20 protein-coding genes are annotated in these 22,533 nt (G+C 73.2%); 13 read left to right on the plus strand and 7 right to left on the minus strand.

Annotated elements, in window-relative coordinates:
- Window positions 1–13 precede the first annotated feature (13 nt).
- Entirely contained in the window at window positions 14–955 is a 942-nt protein-coding gene (locus tag ACH4S8_RS14700; RefSeq protein WP_398393688.1) for a helix-turn-helix domain-containing protein, read from the minus strand.
- A gap of 236 nt (window positions 956–1,191) precedes the next feature.
- Here ACH4S8_RS14700 and ACH4S8_RS14705 point away from each other — a divergent pair, with 236 nt between their 5' ends.
- The 5 genes from ACH4S8_RS14705 to ACH4S8_RS14725 are packed head-to-tail and all read left to right on the plus strand — an operon-like array spanning window position 1,192 to window position 5,476.
- Window positions 1,192–2,730 carry an ATP-binding protein gene (locus ACH4S8_RS14705; protein WP_398393690.1) on the plus strand — a complete coding sequence of 513 codons (1,539 nt, stop codon included), beginning with the start codon at window positions 1,192–1,194 and terminating at the stop codon, window positions 2,728–2,730.
- Window positions 2,727–3,140, plus strand: a complete 414-nt coding sequence (locus tag ACH4S8_RS14710; protein ID WP_355840032.1) for a roadblock/LC7 domain-containing protein — start codon at window positions 2,727–2,729, stop codon at window positions 3,138–3,140. The genes ACH4S8_RS14705 and ACH4S8_RS14710 overlap by 4 nt, the downstream gene beginning before the upstream one ends.
- On the plus strand, window positions 3,137–3,502 hold the full coding sequence (locus ACH4S8_RS14715; RefSeq protein WP_398393693.1) for a DUF742 domain-containing protein: 366 nt from the start codon (window positions 3,137–3,139) through the stop codon (window positions 3,500–3,502). Before ACH4S8_RS14710 ends, ACH4S8_RS14715 begins: the two co-directional genes overlap by 4 nt.
- On the plus strand, window positions 3,480–4,082 hold the full coding sequence (locus ACH4S8_RS14720; RefSeq protein WP_398393695.1) for a GTP-binding protein: 603 nt from the start codon (window positions 3,480–3,482) through the stop codon (window positions 4,080–4,082). Before ACH4S8_RS14715 ends, ACH4S8_RS14720 begins: the two co-directional genes overlap by 23 nt.
- A complete protein-coding gene (locus ACH4S8_RS14725) occupies window positions 4,079–5,476 on the plus strand; it encodes a cytochrome P450 (protein WP_398393697.1) in 1,398 nt (465 codons plus the stop codon). The genes ACH4S8_RS14720 and ACH4S8_RS14725 overlap by 4 nt, the downstream gene beginning before the upstream one ends.
- A gap of 100 nt (window positions 5,477–5,576) precedes the next feature.
- On the opposite strand, the gene ACH4S8_RS14730 is transcribed toward ACH4S8_RS14725, so the two are convergent.
- The 3 genes from ACH4S8_RS14730 to ACH4S8_RS14740 form a co-directional block, all read right to left on the minus strand.
- Window positions 5,577–6,821: a cytochrome P450 gene (locus ACH4S8_RS14730; RefSeq protein ID WP_398393699.1), complete on the minus strand. Its 1,245-nt coding sequence runs from the start codon at window positions 6,819–6,821 to the stop codon at window positions 5,577–5,579.
- A 191-nt stretch (window positions 6,822–7,012) separates the two neighbouring features.
- A complete protein-coding gene (locus tag ACH4S8_RS14735) occupies window positions 7,013–7,453 on the minus strand; it encodes a DUF6114 domain-containing protein (RefSeq protein ID WP_398393701.1) in 441 nt (146 codons plus the stop codon).
- A complete protein-coding gene (locus ACH4S8_RS14740; RefSeq protein ID WP_398393703.1) occupies window positions 7,453–8,127 on the minus strand; it encodes a DUF6230 family protein in 675 nt (224 codons plus the stop codon). Before ACH4S8_RS14740 ends, ACH4S8_RS14735 begins: the two co-directional genes overlap by 1 nt.
- Before the next feature lie 711 nt (window positions 8,128–8,838).
- Between ACH4S8_RS14740 and ACH4S8_RS14745 the strand changes: the two genes are divergently transcribed.
- Window positions 8,839–9,504, plus strand: a complete 666-nt coding sequence (locus ACH4S8_RS14745; protein ID WP_398393705.1) for a Tat pathway signal sequence domain protein — start codon at window positions 8,839–8,841, stop codon at window positions 9,502–9,504.
- Between the two features lie 18 nt (window positions 9,505–9,522).
- Here ACH4S8_RS14745 and ACH4S8_RS14750 read toward each other — a convergent pair whose 3' ends face one another.
- Window positions 9,523–10,485, minus strand: a complete 963-nt coding sequence (locus ACH4S8_RS14750; RefSeq protein ID WP_398393707.1) for a lytic polysaccharide monooxygenase — start codon at window positions 10,483–10,485, stop codon at window positions 9,523–9,525.
- A gap of 428 nt (window positions 10,486–10,913) precedes the next feature.
- Between ACH4S8_RS14750 and ACH4S8_RS14755 the strand changes: the two genes are divergently transcribed.
- Window positions 10,914–12,113, plus strand: a complete 1,200-nt coding sequence (locus ACH4S8_RS14755) for a damage-control phosphatase ARMT1 family protein (protein WP_398393709.1) — start codon at window positions 10,914–10,916, stop codon at window positions 12,111–12,113.
- A 281-nt stretch (window positions 12,114–12,394) separates the two neighbouring features.
- Entirely contained in the window at window positions 12,395–14,572 is a 2,178-nt protein-coding gene (cyc2, locus tag ACH4S8_RS14760; RefSeq protein WP_398393711.1) for a germacradienol/geosmin synthase Cyc2, read from the plus strand.
- Window positions 14,573–14,593: 21 nt separating this feature from the next.
- Here the strand turns inward: cyc2 and ACH4S8_RS14765 are convergent, their stop codons facing one another.
- Entirely contained in the window at window positions 14,594–16,096 is a 1,503-nt protein-coding gene (locus ACH4S8_RS14765; protein ID WP_398393713.1) for a hypothetical protein, read from the minus strand.
- Window positions 16,097–16,308: 212 nt separating this feature from the next.
- On the opposite strand from ACH4S8_RS14765, the gene ACH4S8_RS14770 reads away from it, so the two are divergent.
- The 4 genes from ACH4S8_RS14770 to ACH4S8_RS14785 all read left to right on the plus strand — a co-directional run bounded on the left by ACH4S8_RS14770 (window position 16,309) and on the right by ACH4S8_RS14785 (window position 19,963).
- Window positions 16,309–17,019, plus strand: coding sequence for a PDZ domain-containing protein (locus tag ACH4S8_RS14770; RefSeq protein WP_398393715.1), 711 nt, complete (start codon window positions 16,309–16,311; stop codon window positions 17,017–17,019).
- A gap of 85 nt (window positions 17,020–17,104) precedes the next feature.
- Window positions 17,105–17,725 carry a LysE family translocator gene (locus tag ACH4S8_RS14775; RefSeq protein ID WP_398393717.1) on the plus strand — a complete coding sequence of 207 codons (621 nt, stop codon included), beginning with the start codon at window positions 17,105–17,107 and terminating at the stop codon, window positions 17,723–17,725.
- 96 nt (window positions 17,726–17,821) lie between these two features.
- Window positions 17,822–18,946: an aminopeptidase P family protein gene (locus tag ACH4S8_RS14780; protein WP_398393719.1), complete on the plus strand. Its 1,125-nt coding sequence runs from the start codon at window positions 17,822–17,824 to the stop codon at window positions 18,944–18,946.
- A gap of 63 nt (window positions 18,947–19,009) precedes the next feature.
- Window positions 19,010–19,963, plus strand: coding sequence for an aminoglycoside phosphotransferase family protein (locus ACH4S8_RS14785; protein WP_398393721.1), 954 nt, complete (start codon window positions 19,010–19,012; stop codon window positions 19,961–19,963).
- Window positions 19,964–20,007: 44 nt separating this feature from the next.
- On the opposite strand, the gene treZ is transcribed toward ACH4S8_RS14785, so the two are convergent.
- Window positions 20,008–21,753 carry a malto-oligosyltrehalose trehalohydrolase gene (treZ, locus tag ACH4S8_RS14790; protein ID WP_398393723.1) on the minus strand — a complete coding sequence of 582 codons (1,746 nt, stop codon included), beginning with the start codon at window positions 21,751–21,753 and terminating at the stop codon, window positions 20,008–20,010.
- A 204-nt stretch (window positions 21,754–21,957) separates the two neighbouring features.
- On the opposite strand from treZ, the gene ACH4S8_RS14795 reads away from it, so the two are divergent.
- The gene (locus tag ACH4S8_RS14795; RefSeq protein ID WP_398393725.1) at window positions 21,958–22,524 is read left to right on the plus strand and encodes an FHA domain-containing protein; all 567 of its coding nucleotides are present in this window, start codon (window positions 21,958–21,960) and stop codon (window positions 22,522–22,524) included.
- Window positions 22,525–22,533: the final 9 nt, after the last annotated feature.

Consider the following 22,533-nt stretch of genomic DNA (forward strand, 5'->3'; position numbering starts at 1 on the left):
ACGGGCCGCGCGGTCACGTCCCGCGGACGCCGTTGCGCATTTCCCGGGGGCTCACCCCGAAGCGCTGCCGGAAGGCGGTGCTCAGGGCGCTCGCCGACGAGAACCCCGAGGCGTGGGCCAGGTCGGTGATTGTCAGGTGCTCGCAGTCGCCGCACCGGAGCCGTTCGCGGACCAGGCGCAGCCGCTCCTCGCGGATCAGGTCGCGGGGGGTGGTGCCCGCGCGCTGGAGGGCCAGCTGGACCTGGCGCAGCGACCAGCCGAGGGCACGGGCCATGGACGTACCGGTGAGGCCGGGGTCGGCGGCGTTCTCGCGGACGTGGCGGCGCACGACCGTCTCCACGTCGGTCAGGTGGCGGGCGCCGCCGGGACGGTCGTCGCCGGTCGTGAGCATGCACAGCAGCTCCACCACACGGTCGGACACGGCGTCGAACTGGGAGCCGGTCAGGTCGTCACGCTCGGTGTACAGCGTGTCGAGCATCGAGCGGACGACGCGGCCGAGGCCCCTGCTCAGGTCGAGGCCGGTGGCCAGCGGCGACTTGCGGTTCAGCGGGCCGTCCAGCTCACGGGCCGGGATGGTGAGGACGAACGCCTGCGTGGAGGCGTCCTGCAGACACTGGAACGGCGATCCGAACGAGACGAGCGTGCCCGTCCCCGGCGTCAGCCGTGCCTCGTGACCGTCCTGGCGCAGGACGATCTGTCCGGTCAGCGGCAGCAGTAACCGGTAGTCCCCGTCGGGATCCTCGCGGATCTGCCGCGCGGTCCTGCTGTACTCGATCTCCTCCGACCGGAACCTGACGAGCTGGTACGCCTGGGTGCGCTGACGGACCGTCCTCCCGCGGAAGTCGTCGGTGCGGCCGTACCGGTAGCCCATCCGGGACTGGTACGACCCGATGTGCTCGCTCCAGAAGTCGGCCCGCTCGGCCGGTTCCACCGCACCCGTCGAACGGGTTTCCACCAAGTAGGTCCCCGTGGGCCTGGCCACCATCGACTCCCGCGCGGGTGAGGGCAGTTACGCGGTGTCAGCCTAGTGCACACAGTCGGTGCGCATGGGGGCAACTTCCTTGCGCGCGGCGGAAAGCGCGAACACCCGCACGCGGCTACCGTCATCCGCCCCGCCAACTCGCGTCCCGTCCCTCACTTTTCCTGCTCCTGTCCCAGTAATGCTTCTTTGTACAAGAGGACTTGAGGACCATGACCGAACGGATACCGGAGGCCGCGTCCTGGTGCCTGGCCGCCGGCCTGCTCGCCGTCACCGTGCTGCTGCTGCGCCAGCGCGGGATCAGCGGGCGGCAGCGCAGGCGGGCCGACGAACTCACGGAGAACCTGCGGGCCCGCGACGAGGAGCTGCGCCATCTGGCCGAGGCCCGCCTGCCCGTCCTGGACGACGCCCCGCACCGGCACGCCGGCACGGACGTCCCGGCCGTCGGCCTGCTCGACGCCCGGCTGGCGGGCACGGACTTCGCGAAGCAGCTCGACACCGTCCTCGAACGCTTCTCGGAGGCGGTGGGACACGCGCAGGCGCGCGCCGACCGGTCCGCGAAGTCCGCGCTCAAGGCGTCGATGCGGTCGATCCAGGCCCTCGCCAACGAGCAGCAGGTGTCCATCGCCGAGATGCAGGACCGGCACGACCACCCCGACGTGCTGCGCGACCTCCTAGAGATCGACCACACCAACGCCCAGTTCGGCCGTCGGGCGCAGGCGATCGCCGTCCTGTGCGGCTCCTGGCCCGGACGCCAGCGCGGCACTTCCGCGCTGGTCGAGGTGGTGCGGGGCGCGACCTCCCGGGTTCGTGACTACCGGCGCGTCCGCGTCAACGGGCAGGTCGACCTCGCCGTCGAGAGCCGCGCCGTCGAACCGGTGGTCCTGGCCGTCGCCGAACTGCTGGACAACGCGGCACGCCACTCGCAGCCCGACACCACCGTCGAGGTCACCGTCCAGCCGGCGCACAACGGTGCCTGCGTGGTCGTCGACGACGCCGGTGTCGGCATGGACGGCGGGGCGGTCGAGCGGGCCGCCCGGCTGCTGACCGGCCGCGACCTGGTGGACGTGACCCGGCTCGACGACCCTCCGCAGTTCGGTTTCGCCGTCGTCGGTGTCCTCGCCGCGCGGTACGGGTTCAGCGTCTCGGTGGACACCCGGTCGCCGTACGGCGGTGTCCGGGCGGTGGTGTTCCTGCCCTCGGCCCTGCTCACGCATGTGGCCCCGGCCGTGGAGGTGCCCCCGCGGCCGGCCGGGAGGCCCGTGGGCGCGCGGGCGGCGTCCATGCCGCCGGTGCTTCCCACCCGGCGGGCGGCCGAGCCCGTCGGGACGACCACGGCCGGCGGTCTGCCGAAGCGGCGGCGCCGGGCCCCGCAGGAGACGGGCGGCGCGGGACGGCCCGCCGCCGGACGGCCCGCCGAGGTGCCCGCCGAGGACGTCAGCGCGCGGTCGGCCGAGGAGAACGCCCGGCGCATGGGCGCGTTCGCCCGCGGCACCCGCTTCGGCCGTACGGAACGGGACACCGCCGGAACCCCGGCCGCCCCGCGATCGCCCGATGCCGCCGGAACCGCCGCCGCCCCGCAGTCGCCGGTCGCCGCCCGGGAACCCGGTGCCGACCGGTCGGCCGACGGCCCTGTGACCTCGACGGACGCCCCCGCCCCCGCTCCTGCGGACCGGCCCGAGACGCCCGCGGACGCCCCCGCGACGTCGTACGGAACACCCCATCCGATCGAAGGGAGCACACAGGGATGACCGCGCCCATGACCAACGAGCTGGGGTGGATGCTCGACGAGGTCCTGAAGGTGCCGGAAGCGCGGCACGCGATCCTGCTGTCCGCCGACGGCATGCTCCGCGCCCACTCCGCGGACATCGGCCGGGACGACGCGGAACGGCTGGCCGCCGGTCTGTCCGGAGTGCAGTCGATCAGCCGCAGCACCGCCGAGTTCTGCGGCAGCCCGGACACGCCGTGGCGGCAGACCCTGATCGAGTTTGCGCACGGGTACGTCTTCCTCGTCGCCGCAGGCGAGGGCACCCACCTCGCGGTGTCCACGACCGAGGACGTCGACATGGAGGCGGTCACCTACCGCATGCACAAGATGGTCGACCGGCTCGGCAAGGAGCTGACCAGTCCCGCCCGGCAGGACACCGGCAGTCCGGCATGAGACCGCCCGGACGTCGCCCGGGGGAACGGCTGGTGCGGTCGTACGTCGTCACCGGCGGCCGCTCGCAGCCCTCGCGCAACACCCTCGACCTCGTCACCCTGCTGATCGCCGCCGAGGGCCCGCCGCGCACCGGGCTGAGCCCCGAGAAGCGGCGGCTGACGGAACTGTGCCGGCCCGGGGCCCTGTCCCTGGCCGAGGTGGCCGGACATCTGGAACTGCCCGTCAGCGTCACCAAGGTGCTGGTCGCCGATCTGATGGACAGCGGTCACCTCGTCACCCGCGCGCCGATCCCCTCCGCCGGGCCGCAGTCCGACACCCGTGTCCTCAAGGAGGTGCTCGATGGACTGCGCTCCCGCCTCTGAGGCCGCGTACCTGCCCGCGAGTGTGCGGACGGCCGTGAAGCTCCTGGTCGTGGGCCACTTCGCGGTCGGCAAGACGACGTTCGTCGGCGCCCTGTCCGAGATACGTCCGCTGCGCACCGAGGAGGTCATGACCCGGGCCGGGGCGTTCGTCGACGACGTGACGGGCGCGCGCGGCAAGGCCACCACCACGGTCGCCCTCGACTTCGGCCGCGTCACCCTCAACGACACGCTGGTCCTCTATCTGTTCGGCGCCCCGGGGCAGCGGCGCTTCACCCGGCTGTGGCGGGACCTGACCCGCGGAGCGCTCGGCGCCCTCGTCCTCGCCGACACCCGGCGCCTGGACCGGTCCTTCGAAGTCATGGGCCTGCTGGAGGAGTTGGAGCTGCCCTACGCCGTCGCCCTGAACGAGTTCGACGACACGCCCGGATACGGCCTCGACGAGGTGCGCGAGGCCCTCGACCTGCTGCCCTCCACGCCACTGCTGCGCTGCGACGCCCGCGACCGGGTCTCGGCGACCGGGACGCTGATCGCCCTCGTCACCCATCTGCTGGCCCGCACCGGCGAACCGGAGGAAGCGTGAACGCCGAACCGCCTCCCGGCTGCCCGGCCCACGAGCCCCTGTACGGGACGCGGTTCGCGGCCGATCCCGCCGCGGTGTACCGACGGCTGCGGGAGTCCGGACCGACCGCGCGCGTCGAACTCGCCCCCGGCGTCCGGGCCACCCTGGTCACCGGGTACGACGCGGCGCTGCACGTCCTGCGCAGCCCGGAGACCTTCTCCAAGGACCCGCGGCACTGGAGGGACCTCGCCGACGGCACCGTCCCGCCGGACAGCCCGGTCCTCCCGATGATGACGTACCGGCCCAGCGCCCTGTTCACCGACGGCGAGGAACACGGCCGGCTGCGGGGCGCCATCACCGACACGCTCGCCCGCGTCGAGGCCGGCACCCTGCGCGGCTACGCGGAGCGCAGCGCCGACACCCTCGTCGACCGGTTCGCGCCGCTCGGCACGGCGGATCTGCTCGGTGAGTACGCCCAGGTCCTGCCGCTGCTCGTCTTCGACCACCTCTTCGGCTGCCCCGCCGGGCACGGCGTCCGGCTGGTCGAGGGCATGTCCGGGATGTTCGACGGGGTGGACGCGGAGAAGGCGTACGCGCTGCTCACCGCCACCCTGGCCGACCTGATCGAGCTGAAGCGGCGGCGGCCGGCCGCGGACATGACGTCCTGGCTGATGGAGCACCCGGCCGCGCTGACCGACGAGGAACTGGTCCACACCCTCGCCGTGCTGATGGGCGCGGGCACCGAACCACAGCAGAACCTGATCGCGAACGCGCTGCGTCTGCTGCTGTCCGACGACCGCTTCGCGGGCGGTCTGTCCGGCGGCACCCTGCCGGTGGACGACGCCCTCGACGAGGTGCTCTGGACCGACCCGCCCATCGCGAACTACGCCGTGCACTACCCGCGCCACGACGCCGTGTACGAGGGCACACCGCTGCGCGCGGGCGAGCCGCTGGTGGTGAGCCTCGCCGCCGCGAACACCGACCCCGCGCTGACCGGCCGTCGACGCACGGGCAATCGGGCCCACCTGGCGTGGAGCGCGGGTCCGCACACCTGCCCCGCGCAGGGTCCGGCACGGCTGATCGCGTCCGTCGCGGTCGAAAAACTCCTGGACCGGATCCCCGACATCGCGCTGACGGTTCCCGTGGAGGAACTCCGGTGGCGTCCGGGCCCGTTCCACCGCGCGCTCGCCGAGCTGCCGGTGAGTTTCCCGCCCGCCCCGGCCGTCGGACGGTCCGGGAGCGGACGGCCGGACGGCCGGGGCGGGACCGGGCGGTCCGGTCCCGGACACGCCGGGGGTGCGGGGCGACCGTCGTCCGAGGTCTCCGCGCCGCCCGCCGTGGACCCGTGGGCCCCCGCGCCCGAGCGCCCGCGGAGCGCCTGGGCGCGGACGGCGGCCTGGTGGCGCGGGGAGTGACCGGGGCGGTGCGGCCGTTCGCTCCGTAGGGTGGCCCTCGTCGCCGGGGCCCGGAGAAGCGGGGCCCGGACCCGGAGAAGGAACGGCCAGGTCCGGCGGCCTAGGAGATCCGGACCGGCAGTGAGCGGTGGCCGTTGGAGATGAAGGAGTCCACCGGCGTCAACTCCTCCTGGGGGACGGCGAGCCGGAGGTCCGGGAAGCGCTCGAACAGGGCCGGAAGCGCGATCAGGGCCTCCAGGCGGCCCAGCGGGGCCCCCAGGCAGCGGTGCACACCGTGGCCGAAGGCGAGGTGCTCCTTGTCGGCACGGGTGACGTCGAACACGGCGGCGTCCTCGCCGTGGCGCCCGGGATCGCGCCCGGCGGCGGCGTACGCGGCGAGGATCGCCTCGCCCTCGGCGATCACGGCCCCCTCGGGGCCGCCGAGTTCGGCGAGGTCGATGTCCTCGACGGCGTAGCGCAGCGGGAGGCTCGCGACCGGCGCGTCCGCGCGCAGGGTCTCCTCGACCACGTCGTCCCAGCCGGCCCGGCCCTCGCGGACGTGCGCGAGCTGTTCGGGACGGGTGAGCAGGGCGTGCACGGCGTTGTCGAGGAGGTTGACCGTCGTCTCGTGGCCGGCGCTGACCATGAGGGTCAGGGTGTCCAGCAGTTCCTGCTCGCTGAGCGCGCCGCCGTTCTCGTCGTCGCGGGCCGCGATGAGCCCGGAGGTCAGGTCGTCGCCCGGTGACTTCCGCTTGGCGGCGACGAGTTCGGCCAGGACGTCCAGCATCCGGCCGTAGGCGGCGGTCATTTCGCCCGGGTCGGCGGAGGTGGCGAATATGCGGTCGACCAGCTCGCGCAGCTCGGGGCCCCGGTCCTCGGGCAGTCCGAACAGTTCGCTGATCACCTGGATCGGCAGCGGGTAGCAGAACTCCTCGCGCAGGTCGACGACCTCGGAGCCGCGTCCGGCCTTCTCCACGCGGTCCAGCAGCTCCCGGGTGATCTCCTCGATACGCGGCTGGAGCGCGGCCGTCCGGCGGGCGGTGAACGCCTTGGAGACCAGAGTGCGCAGGCGCCGGTGCTCACCGCCGTACGCGGTGAACATGTTCTCCACGGACACCCAGGTGAACAGCGGCCACTCGGGCGTGATCACGCCGTTCGCCATCAGGGGCCAGTGCTGCCGCGCGTCCTTGGACACCCGGGGATCGGTGAGCAGCCGCTTCAGCAGTTCGGGACCGCTCACCGCCCAGGCCTGCACCCCGCCGGGCAGCTCCACCAGGGCCACCGGTCCTCTCGCGCGGATCCGGGCGGCCTCTCCGTGGATGTCGCGTCCGGTCGTGTCGATCACCAAAGGACATGCGTTTCCCATCGGGAACCTCCCGGCCGTCGAACCTCTATTCGGCTTACGGCGCGTGACGCTACGCGAGGACCCGGGCACGTCGAGTTGTGCCCGGGTCCGGATGCGTGCGCTGCCAACTTCCGTGCGCGTACAGGCAATTCCGTCTTGCCTGTACGCGCGGGCAAGCCAGTGAGGGTTCGGATCCCGCCGCGGGGCCCCTCTCAGGCGTGCCCGCGACGCAACAGCCGCCTGCGCGGCTCCTGGTCGGGGAGCCAGCCGAAGGCGAGGCAGCTGCCGACGGCTCCGAGGAGCAGGCCGATGAAGAACCCGCCGAGGTTGGAGGTGACCCAGGTGCCGAGCGACAGCAGGATGCCCAGCAGGGAGTAGAACAGGCGCTGGGCCGGGTTGAAGAGGATCAGCAGGCCGCACAGCAGCATCGTGGTGGGAAGCAGATAGCCCGCCAGGCCCTGCATCCCGATGTGCAGGACGACCTTCAGCGACGCCTTCTCGGTGAGGAGGATCTCCGCCCCTCCCAGGGTGAGCAGCAGCCCGCCCCAGAACGGGCGGTTCGCGCGCCACCGCCGGAAGGTGTCCCTCAGGTCCAGGGATTCGTCCGGCTGCCTCAGGTCCCGGGTGTCGTCCGGCTGCGCTTCGGCACTCATCAGCAGCCTTGGTCGCTGAAGCGGAGCTTGAGGCCCGGGAGCTTGAACACCCCGGCCGTCGTCGCGTAGTTGGTCTGGCGCAGGTTGGCGATGCGCACGGTGTCGGCCTGCTGGCTGAACACGCCCTTGGGGCCCTGGACCCCGGCCTTGTTCAGGGTGCTGGCGTCGTTGCCGATCTCGATGTTGTTGAAGGAGGCGTTGCCGGACAGTTCCGTGGAGTCCGTGGTCAGGTCGGTCGCCTGGACCTTGTCCGACCCGCTGCCGGCCGTGATGAGCAGGTTCGTGCCCCCGAGGTCGACGCTCTGGCACAGGTGGTCGAGGGTCGCGTTCTTGATCGCCGAGGTGACGATGAGGACCTGGCCGCCGGTGTCGCCGGCGTTCGGGCTGCCGTCCGCCATGTTGTCGAGGCCGCCGAACTGCTCGAAGCCGGTGCCGTTCAGCTCGGTCGCGGTGACCGTGAACGGCATGCCGGAGATGGCGAACTGGACGCCGAGGGCGCCCTCGGCCGTCGCGATCATCAGCCCCGCGGCGACCATGGTCGCCGGTACCGCCATCACGGCGGCGCGGCGCAGCCGGACCCGCCCGCGTCTGTTCTGTCCGTCGGCGGCTGAACCGCTTTCCGGGTTCTCGGGCGTGGAACCGTTGGACGCCGTGGCGTCCGGGGACGAAGCCATGTCTGCTCCCTGGGCACGTTCGATGCTGATGTCGATGCGGGTGGGGCTCCAGTGGCGCGTTGTCCTGGCGCGGACAGCAGCTGCCGCGCACGCCTCCTCGCGCCTCCCGGCGGTTGCAAGGGCTTTCTCGTTACGCGGCAGTAGCCTTCGAGGAAGTTACCGATGGTTACACGCACGGTCAAGGAGCCTGTGGGAAAACCGTGCCAGTTGTGCCTCACCTGTGAACAGGGGTCGGACGCGGAGTCGCGCTGACCTCCAACTTCCTTGCTGTGCCTTGACGTTGACCATCCATCAGGTCTACAACTCTCCCTGTTTCCCGGATCCGTGGCGCCGGATCCGTCGGCCGACGCGCCCGTCACCTCCCGGACCCCGCTCTGCGGGGCGGTCATGGCGTGTTCCGGATCGGCCCTGGCGCGCACGCCGCAAAGGCGCGCCCCTCGGCCGTTCCCCGTTCCGTGGCACCGGTGCGGTCACCTTCCCCCCGAGGGCCGTACCGGTCGCCCGGCTGTCGTCGCCGGCCCGTGGCGTAAGGAGAAGGCGTCACGGACCGGCGGCGGTCACTCCTCGCACCGCTCCCGCGGGCGGGTTCCGGAAGTTCCGTCCCGCCGTCGCGCGCGGCCCGTTCCACCCCGCGCCACCTTCTCGACCCGCACCCCCGCGCCCCGGCGCGGCCAGGCACCCACACCCCCATCGGAGAAGAGGCACCCCCCAATGCGCACTCGATCCCTGCTCGCCCTCGCCGGCGTCGTCGCGGCCCTGACGGCGTCCGCCGTCGTCCCCGCCTCCGCGGACGACGTCGCGGTGCTCACCACCGGCAGCGCCGCGGGCACCCCCGTCGCCGTCGGCGACGTCCTCGCCGCCTCGCTGGCGAGCGGCACCAACGCCACGCTCTACTCCAGCAGCACCGGCACGAGCGGCGTCTCCTGTTCCGCGTCGACCTTCACCGCGACCGCCGCCGACAACCCGGCGTCCCCCGGCACGGCCACCGAGTCCCTCACCGGCCACACCTTCGACGCCAGTTCGTGCAGCAGCAACGTCGTCGGCGTTCTCGGCGTCACCAGCATCACGGTCGACAACCTGCCCTACAGCACCGCGGTGGGCTCCGACGGAAGCGTCACGGTCACCCCGGCCGCCGGCTCCACCATCCAGACCACGGTCAAGCTGCGCTCGCTGCTGGGCACGCTGACCTGCGTCTACCGGGCGGCCAGCCTGTCCGGCACGGCGAACAACGCCGACAACAGCATCACCTTCACCAGCCAGCAGTTCACCAAGTTCTCCGGCTCGTCCCTCTGCTTCGCGAACGGCTACTTCACCGCGAAGTACGCGCCCGTGACCGACACCAGCCAGGCGGGCAGCCCGGCGGTGTTCGTCAACTGACCCCCACGGGAACCCGGTTCACTGCCGGCGTCGCAGCACCACGGCGACGCCGGCAGTGAGCAGCAGCGCCGCCCCCGCTCCACCGGCGACCATGGGGAGGGCGGGGCCGCCGCCCGAGGTGCTCTCGGCGGCGGGCGCCAGGTGATCGGTGCCCGCCTTCTCGGCCGCCGAACTCGCCTCGGGAGAGGCCGGGTCGGCGGACGGCGACGCGGCCGTGGGGCTGGGGCTGGGGGCAGTGGTCGCCGAACGCGTCGCCTCGGGGGACTTCTTGGCGCCCTTGCCGGCGGAACCGCTCCCGGTGGTCCCCGAAGCCCTGGTCTTCTGCGTCGGCCCGGACGCCCCGCCCCCGCCGGAGAACACCACGTCCGAGCACGAGTAGTAGGTGTCGGGGGTGCTGGAGGTCTGCCAGATCGTGAACAGCATCTGGCGGCCCGTGCGGTCGGACGGCAGCGTCGCCTTGATGCGGTAGGCGCCGCCGACCAGTGCCGGGTCGGTGACCGTGGCGAACGGCTTGTCCGGCAGGTCCGACCACTTCAGCGGCCGCGTCGGGCTGTAACCCTGCTTGGTCAGATAGAGCTTGAAGGTCCCCGCGTGCGCGATCGTCGAGCTGTACTTCATGGTCAGGGACGCGCCGGCCGCAAGACGCGTCGCCGGGAAGTCGGCGCGGGCCAGGTCGAGCCCCTTGTAGGCGGGCAGGTTCCCGCTGCACAGCTTTCCGTCCGGGATCACCGAACGGTCCCGGCCGTTCACACCGGGTACCCGAAGGTTGTCCCACGCCGCGAACGACTGGCCGTTCGCCGCGATCGCCGCCCGGCAGGCCGCCGTACCCTGGCTGCCGCCGTCGGGCGAGCACGCGTACACCCGGCTGACCGGAGACGTCGGCGCTCCGTGCGCCGACGCTGTCCCCGCGGCCCACGTGGTGAGCAGCAGCGGAGCCGCCAGGGCGACAGCGGCCGCGGTGGCGGTGCGGTAGGCGGTCATCCGGAACGTCTCCTCGGTACGTGGGCGAAGCGGGGGCCACCGTGCGCGGCCGGGAGGCATTCCTCGCACGGGGCACGGTGGGATACGGATGTGGGGCACGGAGCGTTCAGCCGCTTCCGCGCCCGCGACCGGCGCACGACGGGACCACCTCACCCGGATCGCGCGGGTGGCATTCCCTAGGGCCGGACACCGGCCGGATCGAGGGTTTTCCCGCTATCCCCGCGCTCCGCCGCCCGCCTATCGTTCAGCGCGACCGCCGTCGGCGGCTGCGCACCCGTGTCCCGGACCGGGCCGCGCAGGACGCCGGGGGCGCACGACAGCTCGAAGCCGACCGACCTGGGCCGAACGCTGAGCTTTACGGGGGGAGGGGCCGCTCGGCGCGCATCGCGTCGGACGGCCCCTTCTGCTCAGCCGGTACGGTGAGCCGCATGCGCGATCCCGAGGCCCCCGACCACTTCGCCGCCACCCCTGACGACGCCCCGGTGGTCGTGAGCTCGCTGCGCGGCTCGTTCCCCTGGAGCGTGCTGGCCGAGCGGCATCCGGCGCTCATCCGGAAGGTGCGCGACGCCTTCCCGTACGGTCCCGAGCGGCGTCACGCGCTCGACGCCCTGCTGGAGAACTGCGTCGACGGGGTCGTCGAACCGCTCGCGGAGCCCGCCGCGGACCGCGGCCGGTGGGACGCCTGGGGCGGCCGGGAGTACTACGGCCGGTCCTGGTTCGACCTGCCCTTCCTGTGGTCCGAGAGCTACTTCTACCGCAAACTCCTCGAAGCCGTCGGCTACTTCGAGCCAGGCCCCTGGCAGGGCATCGATCCCTTCCGCCCGTTCAAGCTCGCCGAACTCGACACCCCGGAGACCGACGAGGAACTCGCCGCCCTGGACGACCTCGCGCGCCGGCCGGACGACGAACAGGAGGAGGCGCTGCTGCACGGCTCCCTGTGGGGCAACCGCGCCGACCTCGGGTTCGGACTGGCCAGCACGGGGGGCGCGGCGGCCGCCGCGCCCCAGCTCGTGGCCGACGACGCGGATCTGCTGCGGTCCCTGTTCACCGGCGGCACCCTCTGTCTGATCGCGGACAACGCGGGCCGGGAACTCATCCCCGACCTGCTCCTCGTCGACCATCTGCTCCGGCACGGACGGGTCGAGCGGGCCGTCCTGCACGTGAAGCCGTATCCGTACTACGTGTCCGACGCCACGGCGGCGGACGTGCTGGACGCCCTGCGCCGGCTGACCGCGGCGAAGGGAGCGGCCGGCGAGGCCGGGAACCGGCTGTGGGCGGCCCTGTCCGCGGGCCGGCTCACCGTCCGGACCCACCCCTTCGCCTGCGGCCCGCTGCCGTACGCCGAGCTGCCCGACGACCTCCGGCGGGAGTTCGCCGCGGCCGACGTGACCGTGCTGAAGGGCGACCTGAACTACCGCCGGCTCATCGGTGACCGGCTCCACCCCGCCACCACCCCGTTCACCGTCGCCACCGCCTCCTTCCCCGGGGCGGTGGCCGCGCTGCGGACGCTCAAGTCGGATGTCGTCGTCGGGCTCGACCCCGCCGTCGAGGCGGCCCTCGACGCCGCCGAGGACCACCGCTGGCGCACGGGCGGAACCCACGCGCTCATCCAGGCGAGACGCGGATGACCCCTCGCCGGAGCGGGGACCGAGCCGCGCGGTGACGGAGTGTCACTGTGGGGCTGTGGGGCTGTGGGGCTGTGATGGCGTCGCGCGGCGGCGCCGTGTGTCTGCCGGGCCGAGGCGAAGGCGCGCGGCGACGGGGTGTCGCCGTGGGCCCCGGTGAAGACGCGCGGTGGTGTCGAACCCGTGCCGCGTCGTCGTGTGCGGCTTTCGGGCCGGTTCACGCGATGGTGTGATCATGCCCTGGCCTGCGGATGTGCTCGCGGGGGCCTGGGTAGGGCCCGGCCATGACGCAGCCGTTCCGACTCCCGCACTTCTACATGCCGTACGCCGCCCGGCTGAACCCGCACCTGGACGAGGCGCGGGCCCACTCGGCCGAGTGGGCCCGCGCCATGGGCATGCTCGAGGGCTCGGGCATCTGGGAGCAGTCCGACCTCGACGCCCACGACTACGGCCTGTTGTGCGCCTACACCCACCCCGACTGCGACGGCCCGGCCCTCTCCCTCATCACCGACTGGTACGTGTGGGTGTTCTTCTTCGACGACCACTTCCTGGAGACCTTCAAGCGCAGCCAGGACCGCGCCGGCGGCAAGGCCTACCTCGACCGGCTCCCCCTCTTCATGCCGCTCGACCTGTCGACCCCCGTCCCCGAGCCGGAGAATCCCGTCGAGGCGGGACTCGCCGACCTGTGGGCGCGCACGGTGCCCTCGATGTCCACGGCATGGCGCGGACGGTTCGCCGTCTCCACCGAGCACCTGCTCAACGAGTCGATGTGGGAGCTGTCCAACATCGACGAGGGACGGATCGCCAACCCCGTCGAGTACATCGAGATGCGCCGCAAGGTGGGCGGAGCCCCCTGGTCGGCCGGGCTCGTCGAGTACGCGACCCGTGAAGTGCCCGCGTCCGTCGCGGAGTCGAGGCCGCTGCGCGTCCTGATGGAGACGTTCTCCGACGGAGTCCATCTGCGCAACGACCTCTTCTCCTACCAGCGGGAGGTCGAGGACGAGGGCGAGCTCAGCAACGGAGTCCTCGTCCTGGAGACGTTCTTCGGCTGCACGACCCAGCAGGCCGCCGAGACCGTCAACGACGTACTCACCTCACGGCTCCACCAGTTCGAGCACACCTCCCTCACCGAGGTGCCCGCGCTGGCCGTCGAGAAGGGGCTCACCCCCGCCGAGGTCGGCGCCGTCGCCGCGTACACGCAGGGCCTCCAGGACTGGCAGTCCGGCGGACACGAATGGCACATGCGCTCCAGCCGGTACATGAACAAGGGCGCCGTCGAGGAGGCGCGGCCCCTCGGCACGAGCGGGTTCGGCACGTCCGCCGCGGACATCGGGGCGCTGCTCTCCGCGGCCGGGGCCGAGCGGCTGCGCGCGTACACCCATGTCCCGTTCCGGAAGGTCGGACCCTCCCGGCTCCCCGACTTCCTCATGCCCTTCGAGGTCACCCTCAGCCCGCACCTCGCGGGAGCCCGCGACCGCCTCGGCACCTGGATGCACGCCATGGGCATGCTCCGGGAGGGCGTCTGGGACGAGGACAAGCTCATCGCCTACGACCTGCCGCTCTGCGCCGCCGGCATCCACCCCGACGCGACGGCCGACGCACTCGACCTCAGCTCGCAGTGGCTGGCCTGGGGGACCTACGGCGACGACTACTACCCGCTGTACTACGGCAACCGCCGCGACCTGGCCGCCGCCAAGGTGACGACCGCGCGGCTGTCCGCCTGCATGCCCGTCGCGGGCGAGGAGGTGCCCGTCCCGGTCAACGGCATGGAGCGGGGGCTGATCGACCTGTGGCGGCGCACCACCGCGGAGATGACCCCGGACGCCCGGAGCACCCTGCGCGCGGCGGTGGACGTGATGACGGAGAGCTGGCTGTGGGAGCTGTCCAACCAGATGCAGAACCGCATCCCGGACCCGGTCGACTACCTGGAGATGCGCCGGGCCACCTTCGGCTCCGAGCTCACCATGAGCCTGTGCCGCCTCGGACACGGCCGGAGCGTCCCGCCGGAGGTCTACCGCAGCGGCCCCGTCCGGTCACTGGAGAACGCGGCCATGGACTACGCGATGCTCCTGAACGACGTCTTCTCGTACCAGAAGGAGATCGAGTACGAGGGGGAGATCCACAACGGCATCCTCGTCGTGCAGAACTTCTTCGGCTGCGACTACCCGGCCGCGCTCGGCATCGTCCATGACCTGATGACCCGGCGCATGGAGCAGTTCCAGCATGTCGCCGAACATGAACTGCCCATCCTGTACGAGGACTTCAAGCTCTCGGAGGAGGCGCGCGGGATCATGCGGGGCTATGTGACGGAGCTGCAGAACTGGCTGGCCGGAATCCTGAAGTGGCACCAGGACTGCCGCCGTTACGGCGCAGCCGACCTGGCCCGGCGCGCCCACGGATTCGTACCGGACCGGGTGCCCGCGCCGCCCCTGGCCCGGCGCGCGCAGCCCGTGCCGCTCTGACGGACCGGGGCGGCGCGGACGTCAGCGCCGGACGCTGCGGCGGGCCGCCTCGGAGAGTTCGGACAGGAGGACCGCGGCGGCCTCGGTGACCTCGCGGGTCTCTTCGGGGAGACCGGGGTCGGCGGCGGCCGCGCGGGCGACCTCGTGGTGTTCGTCCACGACGAACACGCCGAGGTTCGTGTCCCGCCAGTGCTTCAACGACTCGTCGGGGGCGTCGGCCCTCCCGCCGCCCGGGGTCCCCGGTCCCGCCGTGAGCGTCTGTCTCAGCCGGGCCAGGGTCCGCGCGGCCTCGCGCGGCCGGCCCGACTCCCGCTCCAGCCGGGAGAGCGTCAGCAGCGCCGAGACCCGGCCCCGGCCGGTGTTCTGGAGCGCCGTGAACAGGCGCTGGGCGCGCAGGGCCTGGAACGTGTCGCCGAGGTCCATGAACGCGTGGGCGAGCCCGTGCATGTCGGACGCGTCCGAACCGGCCGGCCGCTGGGCGTAGGCCCGCCGGTCGACGTCGTCGAGCCGCCGGATCAGCGCCACGCGCGCGAGCTCGTCCAGCCCCTGCTCGCGGGCCAGGCGGGTCCACGTGGACTCCGGCGCGTCCCGCGGATCGGTCCCGAGGAACGAGTCGTCGAGGCCGCGCGCCCACTCCCGCAGCTCCTCGCCGCTCGCGCCCGCCTCCGGTATGCCGCCCAGCCCGCACCAGGTGTCGTACGTCGTCTCGCGGACCGTGTGCAGCAGCGGGAGGTCCTCGGCCAGGCCGTGCAGTCCCACGAGGACGGCGGCGAGCCGCAGTTCGTCGGTCGTCGAGGCCTCGGCCTCGTGCGCGAGGAGATGGCGCAGCAGCGGCAGGTCGGTGTCCTGCCGGTCGTACTGGGCGGCGCGCAGCGCGAGCGCGCGGCGGACCCGGTCGGTGGCCACCTCGTCCCAGGAGGTGCCCTGCCGCAGCAGCGCGAGGTCGGCCCGGCCCCGTTCGAGAACGGTGTCCCACAGGGGTGTCCGGGGGTGGCCGTCCAGCAGTGCGTAGGCCCCGCCCTCCTCCGTGTTGAGCAGCAGGAAGCCCGGCTCGGTGCGCAGCAGGGCCGCGTGCAGCATGCCGACCAGCTCCACCGGGGAACGCTCGGGCAGGTCCAGCGCCGCGCGGAGTTCGGCGCGCTCGGCGTCGATCCCGTAGCACTCCCGCATCTCCTCCTCGGTCTCGGCGACCGTCGCGAGGATCGCCTCGGGGCCGTCGCCGGGGGCCAGGTCCAGATGGTCGTGCCAGCCGGGCAGCCCGATCATCATCTCCATTGCCTCGTCGACGCTGTTCCCGATGATTCCGGCCGAGCCCTCGGAGTCGGCGTACAGCACCGAACCGTCCGCGCACACGAAGTACGTGCCGCCCGTGTCGTCTCCCGCCACCGGCTCCAGCGGGCCTCCCGAGGCGAGCCGGACCTCCTCCACGTGCCGGGCGCGGTCCAGGTCGAAGTTGAACGGGAAGGCCGCCAGTTCGGCCAGGTGCGGGGTCTCGCGGAGGAGCCGCAGGGCGTGGTCGCTCATGTCACCGAACGTAACAGCCGCCACTGACAAGGGACCTGGCCGCCTCCTCGAACGGGAGCCGCGGTCCTGCTTCTCGGCGGAACGGGCACGGCGGTCCTCCTTTCCTGGGAGCGGGCACCGCAGTCTCACTCGTTGGGGGATCGTCGCGCGCCGGAGCCAGGGGTAGAGGAAGAGCCGAAGGCGGCCCGTAGAACATCTGCCGGAGGCGACCCATGGAACCGACCGCGCTGCGCCCCAAGCCGATGCCCGGCCAGGACCCGGGCGGCCCCCGGCCGTCCGCCGCGATCCGGCGCCCGCACGTGTCGCGACGCCGCGGCAGGCGGCTGGCCACCCTGCTGCTCGGGGTGTCGGCCGGCGTGGTCCTCGTCCTGTCCGGCGTGGGGCTCGGCGCGGTGGGCGCGACCGTGATCGGCGTGAGCGGGCTGGTGGACCCGCAGAAGGAGGCCGGTGCGGCCGGGCGGCCCTCCGCCGGTCCCGAGGCCGGGCCGCCGGGCGGTTCCGAGACGCCACGGCCCGGAGCGCCACGGTCGGCCGGGCCGGCCGGAGCACCACGGTCCGCCGGGTCCGCCGGGCCGGCCGGGTCGCGGGCCGTCGGCTCCATGGCGGAGTCCGGCGGCGCTCCGGTCCGGCCGGGGGAGCCCGGGCGGCCGTCCGCGCGCGGCACCCTCGGGGTCGAGGCCGTGGACGCCCCCGGCGGCCGGGGCGCGCTCATCGTGGGGGTGCACCTCCCCGGCCCCGGCTACAGCGCGGGCCTGGTACGCGGCGACGTCCTGCTCGCCCTCGACGGGACGGCGATCAGCTCGGCCGCCGACCTCGCGCGCGCGGTGGCGGACGCCCGGCCGGGCCGGGCGGTCACCCTGAGCGTGCGCCACGCGAACGGCAGCCGCGGGCAGCTGTCCGCGCTCCCGGGCACCGCGACCTGAGGCCCCGGCTCCCGCGCGGGCACGGTCCGGAGGCACAGAGGGAAAAGGGCTGGTCAACGGAGCCGCGGCCCGTCACGATGGCCGCATGCTGAGCACCCTCGTCGCCTTCCTCGGCGCCTGCACCCTGATCGCGGCCTCGCCCGGACCGAGCACCGTGCTGATCATCAAACGCTCGCTGGGCAGCAGGCGTTCCGGCTTCATGACCGTGCTCGGCAACGAGACGGGCGTCTTCCTGTGGGGCGCCGTCGCCGCGTTCGGCCTCACCGCCCTGCTCGCCGCCTCCGAGATGGCGTACGACGTCATGCGCGTCGTCGGCGCCGTCGTGCTCGTCGGCTTCGGCGTCCAGACGCTGTGGCAGGCACGCCGCTCCAAGGGGGCCGCCGACGGCGGCTGGGAGGGCGCGGAGAGGAGCGCCTGGGCGTCCTACCGGGGCGGCCTGCTGCTCAACCTCGCGAACCCCAAGGCCGCCGTCTTCGCCATGTCCTTCCTGCCGCAGTTCGTACCCGAGGGCGCCCCGCACCTGCCCGCCATGCTCGGCCTCGCCGCGCTCTGGGCGGTCTACGAGGTGGGGTACTACGGCGTCTACGTGTGGTTCGTCGGCCGGATGAAGTCGGTGCTGTCCCGGACCGGCGTGCGCCGGCGCCTGGAGCAGGTCTCCGGGGGCGTCCTGCTGCTCCTGGGGGCCCGCCTCGCCCTGGAGGGCTGACCGGGGACGGACGCAACCGGCTCGCGCACACCCCACCGGAGGGGCAGGATGCTGCCGTAGCCCTCTGGGGGAACTCCGGACCATACGGAGGCATGGATGACCGCCGCCACACCCGCGCCCTTCACCGCCGACGACTACGAGGCCCGGATGCGGCGCGCCGCCGAGGCCGCGGCCGACGCCGGACTCGACGGCGTCCTGGTCGCCCCGGGGCCGGACCTGGTGTGGCTGACCGGGTACCGCCCGGTGGAGACCGAGCGGCTCACCCTGCTGGTGCTGCGGGCGGGACACGGCCCCGCCCTCGTCGTGCCCACCCTGGAGGCGCCCGACGCGGCCAAGTCGGCCGGCGCGCCCGCGCTGACCCTGCACGCCTGGACCGACGGCATGGACCCCTACGCGACGGCCGAGCCCCTCCTGGACCGCGCCGGCCGCTTCGGCATCAGCGACAACGGCTGGGCCCTGCATCTGCTCGGCCTTCAGCAGCGGCTCCCCGACACCCGCTACGCGGCCCTGACCGAGGCCCTCCCGATGCTCAGGGCCGTCAAGGACGCGGCCGAACTGGAGCGGCTCGCGGCCGCCGGAGCCGCCGCGGACGAGGCGTTCGAGGAGATCCGCAAGGTCCGCTTCGCCGACCGCAGGGAGTCGGAGGTCTCCCACGACCTCGCCGAACTGCTGCGCCGGTTCGGGCACTCCCAGGTGGACTTCACCATCGTCGCCTCGGGCCCCAACGGCGCCAACCCGCACCACGAGGCCGACGAACGCGTGATCGAGGACGGCGACATGGTGGTCCTGGACTTCGGCGGCCTCAAGGACGGCTACGGCTCCGACACCTCCCGCACGGTGCACGTCGGCGAGCCGGACGACGAGGAGCGCAAGGTCCACGACATCGTGCGCGAGGCCCAGGAGGCCGGCTTCCGTGCCGTCAGGCCCGGGGCCGCCTGCCAGGACGTCGACCGCGCGGCGCGGGCCGTCATCGAGGCCGCCGGGTACGGCGAGTACTTCATCCACCGCACCGGGCACGGCATCGGCGTCACCACCCACGAACCGCCCTACATGGTCGAGGGCGAGGAACAGCCCCTGGTCCCGGGCATGTGCTTCTCCGTGGAGCCGGGGATCTATCTGCCCGGCCGCTTCGGGGTCCGTATCGAGGACATCGTCACGGTGACCGAGGACGGCGGACGCCGGCTCAACAACACCTCCCGCGAGATGGTGATCGTCGACTGACATGCGCCCGCAGACCGCGCGGCCACCGCTTCGCCCCCGCCCCCGGACGACAAGGGCGCGACCATGAACCCGACACCGACACCGGAACCCGCGCCGGCACCGGCCCCCGAGGCCGTCCGACGGCTGGTCCGCTCCCTGCTCACCGACGACACCGCGCCCGGTCCGGGACCGGAGGTGGTGCCCGTCCGCGAGCGGGGCGGGCACTTCACCTGGTGGGTGGGCCGTCGCCATGTGCTGCGGCTCGCCCCGGACCGCGAGGCCTCCCTGCGCCAGCGCCGTGAACTGCGGCTGCGCGATCTGGTCCGCCCCTTCGTCGGCGGCGCCGTTCCGATGAGTGTCGCGCGGGGCGAGTGGACGGGCGGACTGAGCTACACCCTGGACACCAAGGTGCCCGGCGTCTCCGGTGAGGAGCACGCCGTCTCGGCACTCGGCGAGGCCGACCTGGCGGAGCTGCTGACCGGGCTGCGCGAGGTCCCCGTACGGCAGGCCGAGACGCTGGGGGTGCCCCGGACCCCGCCGCGCTCGCTGGAGGCGCTGCGGGCCGCCGCCGTACGGGCCGCCGGACGGCTTCCCGCGGAGGAGTTCGACCCCGCGCGGTTCGACCAGCTCGCCGCGCCCGCCGCCGTCCAGCTCGGTGTGCAGACCGGCGCCCCGGTCCTCGTGCACCACCGTCTCCTGGGCGAGCACCTCGTGGTCGGCCCCGACGGACGGGTGCGGGGCGTCCTCGACTGGACCGGCGCGGTGATCGGGGATCCGGCCGAGGACATCGCCGGGCTCGCCGTCGCCGTCGGCGCCCCCGCGGCCGTACGCGCCGCCACCCTCGCCGGCTACGGTGCCCGCCCCTGTCTGCGCGGCCTGTGGCTCGCCCGCTGCGACACCGTCATCCGGCTCGCCGAGGGCCTCCACGGCGGCGATGCCGGACAACTTCCTCTCCTGGAGTCCCAGTTGAGCCGCGCCTGGGAGTCGATCCTGCTGGAGCGGGTCACGGACCTGCGGGACGGGCCGGACGCGCCGTAGTGCCGCGGCAGGCGACGTTCGCCGGCCGCTGCACCGGAACCTCCTCACGCCTGGGCCAGCACCACGCACGACTCGCCCGGCACGTTCAGCATCCCGTCCGTGCCCGGCGCCTCGACCGGATCCCAGGACGCGAGGACGCGCGCGCGGCGGATGCCGAGGGGAATCGCCGCGGGATCCTTGCCGAGGTTCACGGCGACCCGGACGTCCCCGCGCCGTACGGCGATCCAGCGGGCTTCGGGATCGTGGGCGACCCTGACCGCCGCGAGGTCGGGGTCCGACAGGTCGGCCTGGGCGTGGCGCAGGGCGATCAGTTCGCGGTACCAGGCCAGCAGGCGCGCGTGCGGCGCCCTGTCGGGCTCCGACCAGTCGAGACAGGAGCGGTCCCGGGTCGCCGGGTCCTGCGGGTCCGGCACGTCCTCCTCGGCCCAGCCGTGCGCCGCGAACTCCCGCCGCCTGCCCCGCCGTACGGCGTCCGCGAGCTCGGGGTCGGTGTGGTCGGTGAAGAACTGCCAGGGTGTCGTGGCGCCCCACTCCTCGCCCATGAAGAGCATCGGCGTGAACGCCGCGGTGAGGGTCAGCGCGGCGGCGCAGGCCAGCAGTCCGGGGGACAGGGAGGCCGACAGCCGGTCCCCCTGGGCGCGGTTGCCGATCTGGTCGTGCGTCTGGGTGTAGCCGAGCAGGCGCTGCGCCGAGACGCGCGCACGGTCCAGCGGCCGGCCGTGATGCCGTCCGCGGAAGCTGGACCAGGTGCCGTTGTGGAAGAAGCCCGACGTCAGCGTCTTGCACAGGGCGGTGGGCGGGGCCTCGGCGAAGTCCGCGTAGTAGCCCTGCGCCTCGCCGGTCAGCGTGGTGTGCAGCGCGTGGTGGAAGTCGTCGTTCCACTGCGCGTGCAGCCCGAGACCGCCCTCCTCGCGGGAGGTGATGAGCCGCGGGTCGTTGAGGTCCGACTCGCCGATCAGGAAGAGCGGCCGGCCCAGGTCGCCGGCGAGCGCGTCCACGGCCGCCGACAGCTCCTCCAGGAAGTGCACCGCCCGGGTGTCCCGCAGAGCGTGCACCGCGTCGAGCCGCAGCCCGTCGAGCCGGTAGTCGCGCAGCCAGGCCAGCGCGCTGCCCACGAGGTAGGCGCGCACCTCGTCCGACCCGGGCGCGTCGAGGTTCACCGCGGAGCCCCAGGGCGTCTGGTGGGTGTCCGTGAAGTAGGGCCCGAACGCGGGCAGATGATTGCCGGACGGGCCGAGATGGTTGTGCACGACGTCGAGGACGACACCGAGGCCCAGCTCGTGCGCCCGGTCGACGAAGCGCTTCAGCGCCTCGGGACCGCCGTACGGCTCGTGCACGGCCCACAGGGACACACCCTCGTACCCCCAGCCGTGCCGACCGGGGAACGGGCACAGCGGCATCAACTCGACGTGTGTGATGCCCAGTTCGGCCAGATGCCCGAGCCGGTCCGCCGCCGCGTCCAACGTGCCCTCGGGGGTGTACGTGCCCACGTGCAGCTCGTAGAGGACCGCGCCCGGCAGCGGTCGTCCGGGCCAGTCGGCGCGCCAGGCGTACCCGCCCTGGTCGACCACCGCGCTCAGTCCGTCGGGGCCGTCCGGCTGGCGGCGCGAGCGGGGATCGGGCAGGACCGGACCGTCGTCCACCGCGAACCCGTACCGGGTCCCCTCCGCCGCCTCCGCCTCGCCCGTCCACCATCCGGCCCGCCCGGCGTCACGGTCCAACGGGCTCGTGACACCGGCGCAATGGAGCGTCATCCGGTCGGCCCGCGGTGCCCACACCTCGAATCGCATGGACGCTTCCCCCTTGTCGGCTCGCAGTGACCCAGCCCGTCCATGGTGCTCCACCGGAGATCAATTCGCTTACGGATCCACCCTTTTGCCGCGTGTCCGTCGCCCTTCCGACGCCCTTCCGTCGCGCGAACGGCGGCACCCGGCCCCACCAGCCGTTTCCGGGTCTTCTGGACACCCTGTCGTTACTGGCCGACAATCACGAGCGTGACGTCGTCCTTCGAGTTCCATCCGTACCCCGCGCGGCTGTCCGACGCGGAGCGCGACCGGGCGCTCAAGTCCCTCCGCGACGGCGTCGCCCTCGGCCGTCTGTCGCACGACACGTTCGTCCACCGCATGGAGCTGGCACTGTCCGCCCGCCGCTCCGAGGAACTCGCCGTGCTCACCGCCGACCTGCCCACCGGCGACGAGGCCGCCGGGCGCCGCTGGTCGAAGCGGGTGTTCGGCACGGTGGAGGCCGTCTCCGGCTTCACCGTCCGGCTGCGCCGGGCATGGCAGGCCGAGCGGCTGCCCAAACTGCAGCTGCCCGACCCGGGTGACGCCTACCCGCTGCGCATCGGCCGCGACCCGGCCAGCGGACTGCGCCTCAACCACGAGACGGTGTCCCGGGTGCACGCCGAACTGCGCCGCCAGGGCGGTGTGTGGGTGCTGCGCGACCTCGGCTCGACCAACGGAACGACCGTCAACGGACGGCGCGTCATCGGCGCGTCCGTCGTGAAGGACGGCGACCAGGTCGGCTTCGGCCGCATGCTGTTCCGCCTCGCCTCGGCCTGAACCACGGCA

The sequence above is a fragment of the Streptomyces sp. NPDC021080 genome, assembly GCF_044333225.1.
In the GTDB taxonomy this organism is placed as follows: Bacteria; Actinomycetota; Actinomycetes; order Streptomycetales; family Streptomycetaceae; genus Streptomyces.

Bases quoted from the DNA above. Each gene is read 5' to 3' on its own strand.
- ACH4S8_RS14705 (WP_398393690.1), top strand. From the start codon at position 1,192: ATGACCGAACGGATACCGGAGGCCGCGTCCTGGTGCCTGGCCGCCGGC.
- ACH4S8_RS14710 (WP_355840032.1), top strand. From the start codon at position 2,727: ATGACCGCGCCCATGACCAACGAGCTGGGGTGGATGCTCGACGAGGTC.
- ACH4S8_RS14715 (WP_398393693.1), top strand. From the start codon at position 3,137: ATGAGACCGCCCGGACGTCGCCCGGGGGAACGGCTGGTGCGGTCGTAC.
- ACH4S8_RS14720 (WP_398393695.1), top strand. From the start codon at position 3,480: ATGGACTGCGCTCCCGCCTCTGAGGCCGCGTACCTGCCCGCGAGTGTG.
- ACH4S8_RS14730 (WP_398393699.1), bottom strand. From the start codon at position 6,821: ATGGGAAACGCATGTCCTTTGGTGATCGACACGACCGGACGCGACATC.
- ACH4S8_RS14735 (WP_398393701.1), bottom strand. From the start codon at position 7,453: ATGAGTGCCGAAGCGCAGCCGGACGACACCCGGGACCTGAGGCAGCCG.
- ACH4S8_RS14740 (WP_398393703.1), bottom strand. From the start codon at position 8,127: ATGGCTTCGTCCCCGGACGCCACGGCGTCCAACGGTTCCACGCCCGAG.
- ACH4S8_RS14745 (WP_398393705.1), top strand. From the start codon at position 8,839: ATGCGCACTCGATCCCTGCTCGCCCTCGCCGGCGTCGTCGCGGCCCTG.
- ACH4S8_RS14750 (WP_398393707.1), bottom strand. From the start codon at position 10,485: ATGACCGCCTACCGCACCGCCACCGCGGCCGCTGTCGCCCTGGCGGCT.
- ACH4S8_RS14755 (WP_398393709.1), top strand. From the start codon at position 10,914: ATGCGCGATCCCGAGGCCCCCGACCACTTCGCCGCCACCCCTGACGAC.
- cyc2 (WP_398393711.1), top strand. From the start codon at position 12,395: ATGACGCAGCCGTTCCGACTCCCGCACTTCTACATGCCGTACGCCGCC.
- ACH4S8_RS14765 (WP_398393713.1), bottom strand. From the start codon at position 16,096: ATGAGCGACCACGCCCTGCGGCTCCTCCGCGAGACCCCGCACCTGGCC.
- ACH4S8_RS14770 (WP_398393715.1), top strand. From the start codon at position 16,309: ATGGAACCGACCGCGCTGCGCCCCAAGCCGATGCCCGGCCAGGACCCG.
- ACH4S8_RS14775 (WP_398393717.1), top strand. From the start codon at position 17,105: ATGCTGAGCACCCTCGTCGCCTTCCTCGGCGCCTGCACCCTGATCGCG.
- ACH4S8_RS14780 (WP_398393719.1), top strand. From the start codon at position 17,822: ATGACCGCCGCCACACCCGCGCCCTTCACCGCCGACGACTACGAGGCC.
- ACH4S8_RS14785 (WP_398393721.1), top strand. From the start codon at position 19,010: ATGAACCCGACACCGACACCGGAACCCGCGCCGGCACCGGCCCCCGAG.
- treZ (WP_398393723.1), bottom strand. From the start codon at position 21,753: ATGCGATTCGAGGTGTGGGCACCGCGGGCCGACCGGATGACGCTCCAT.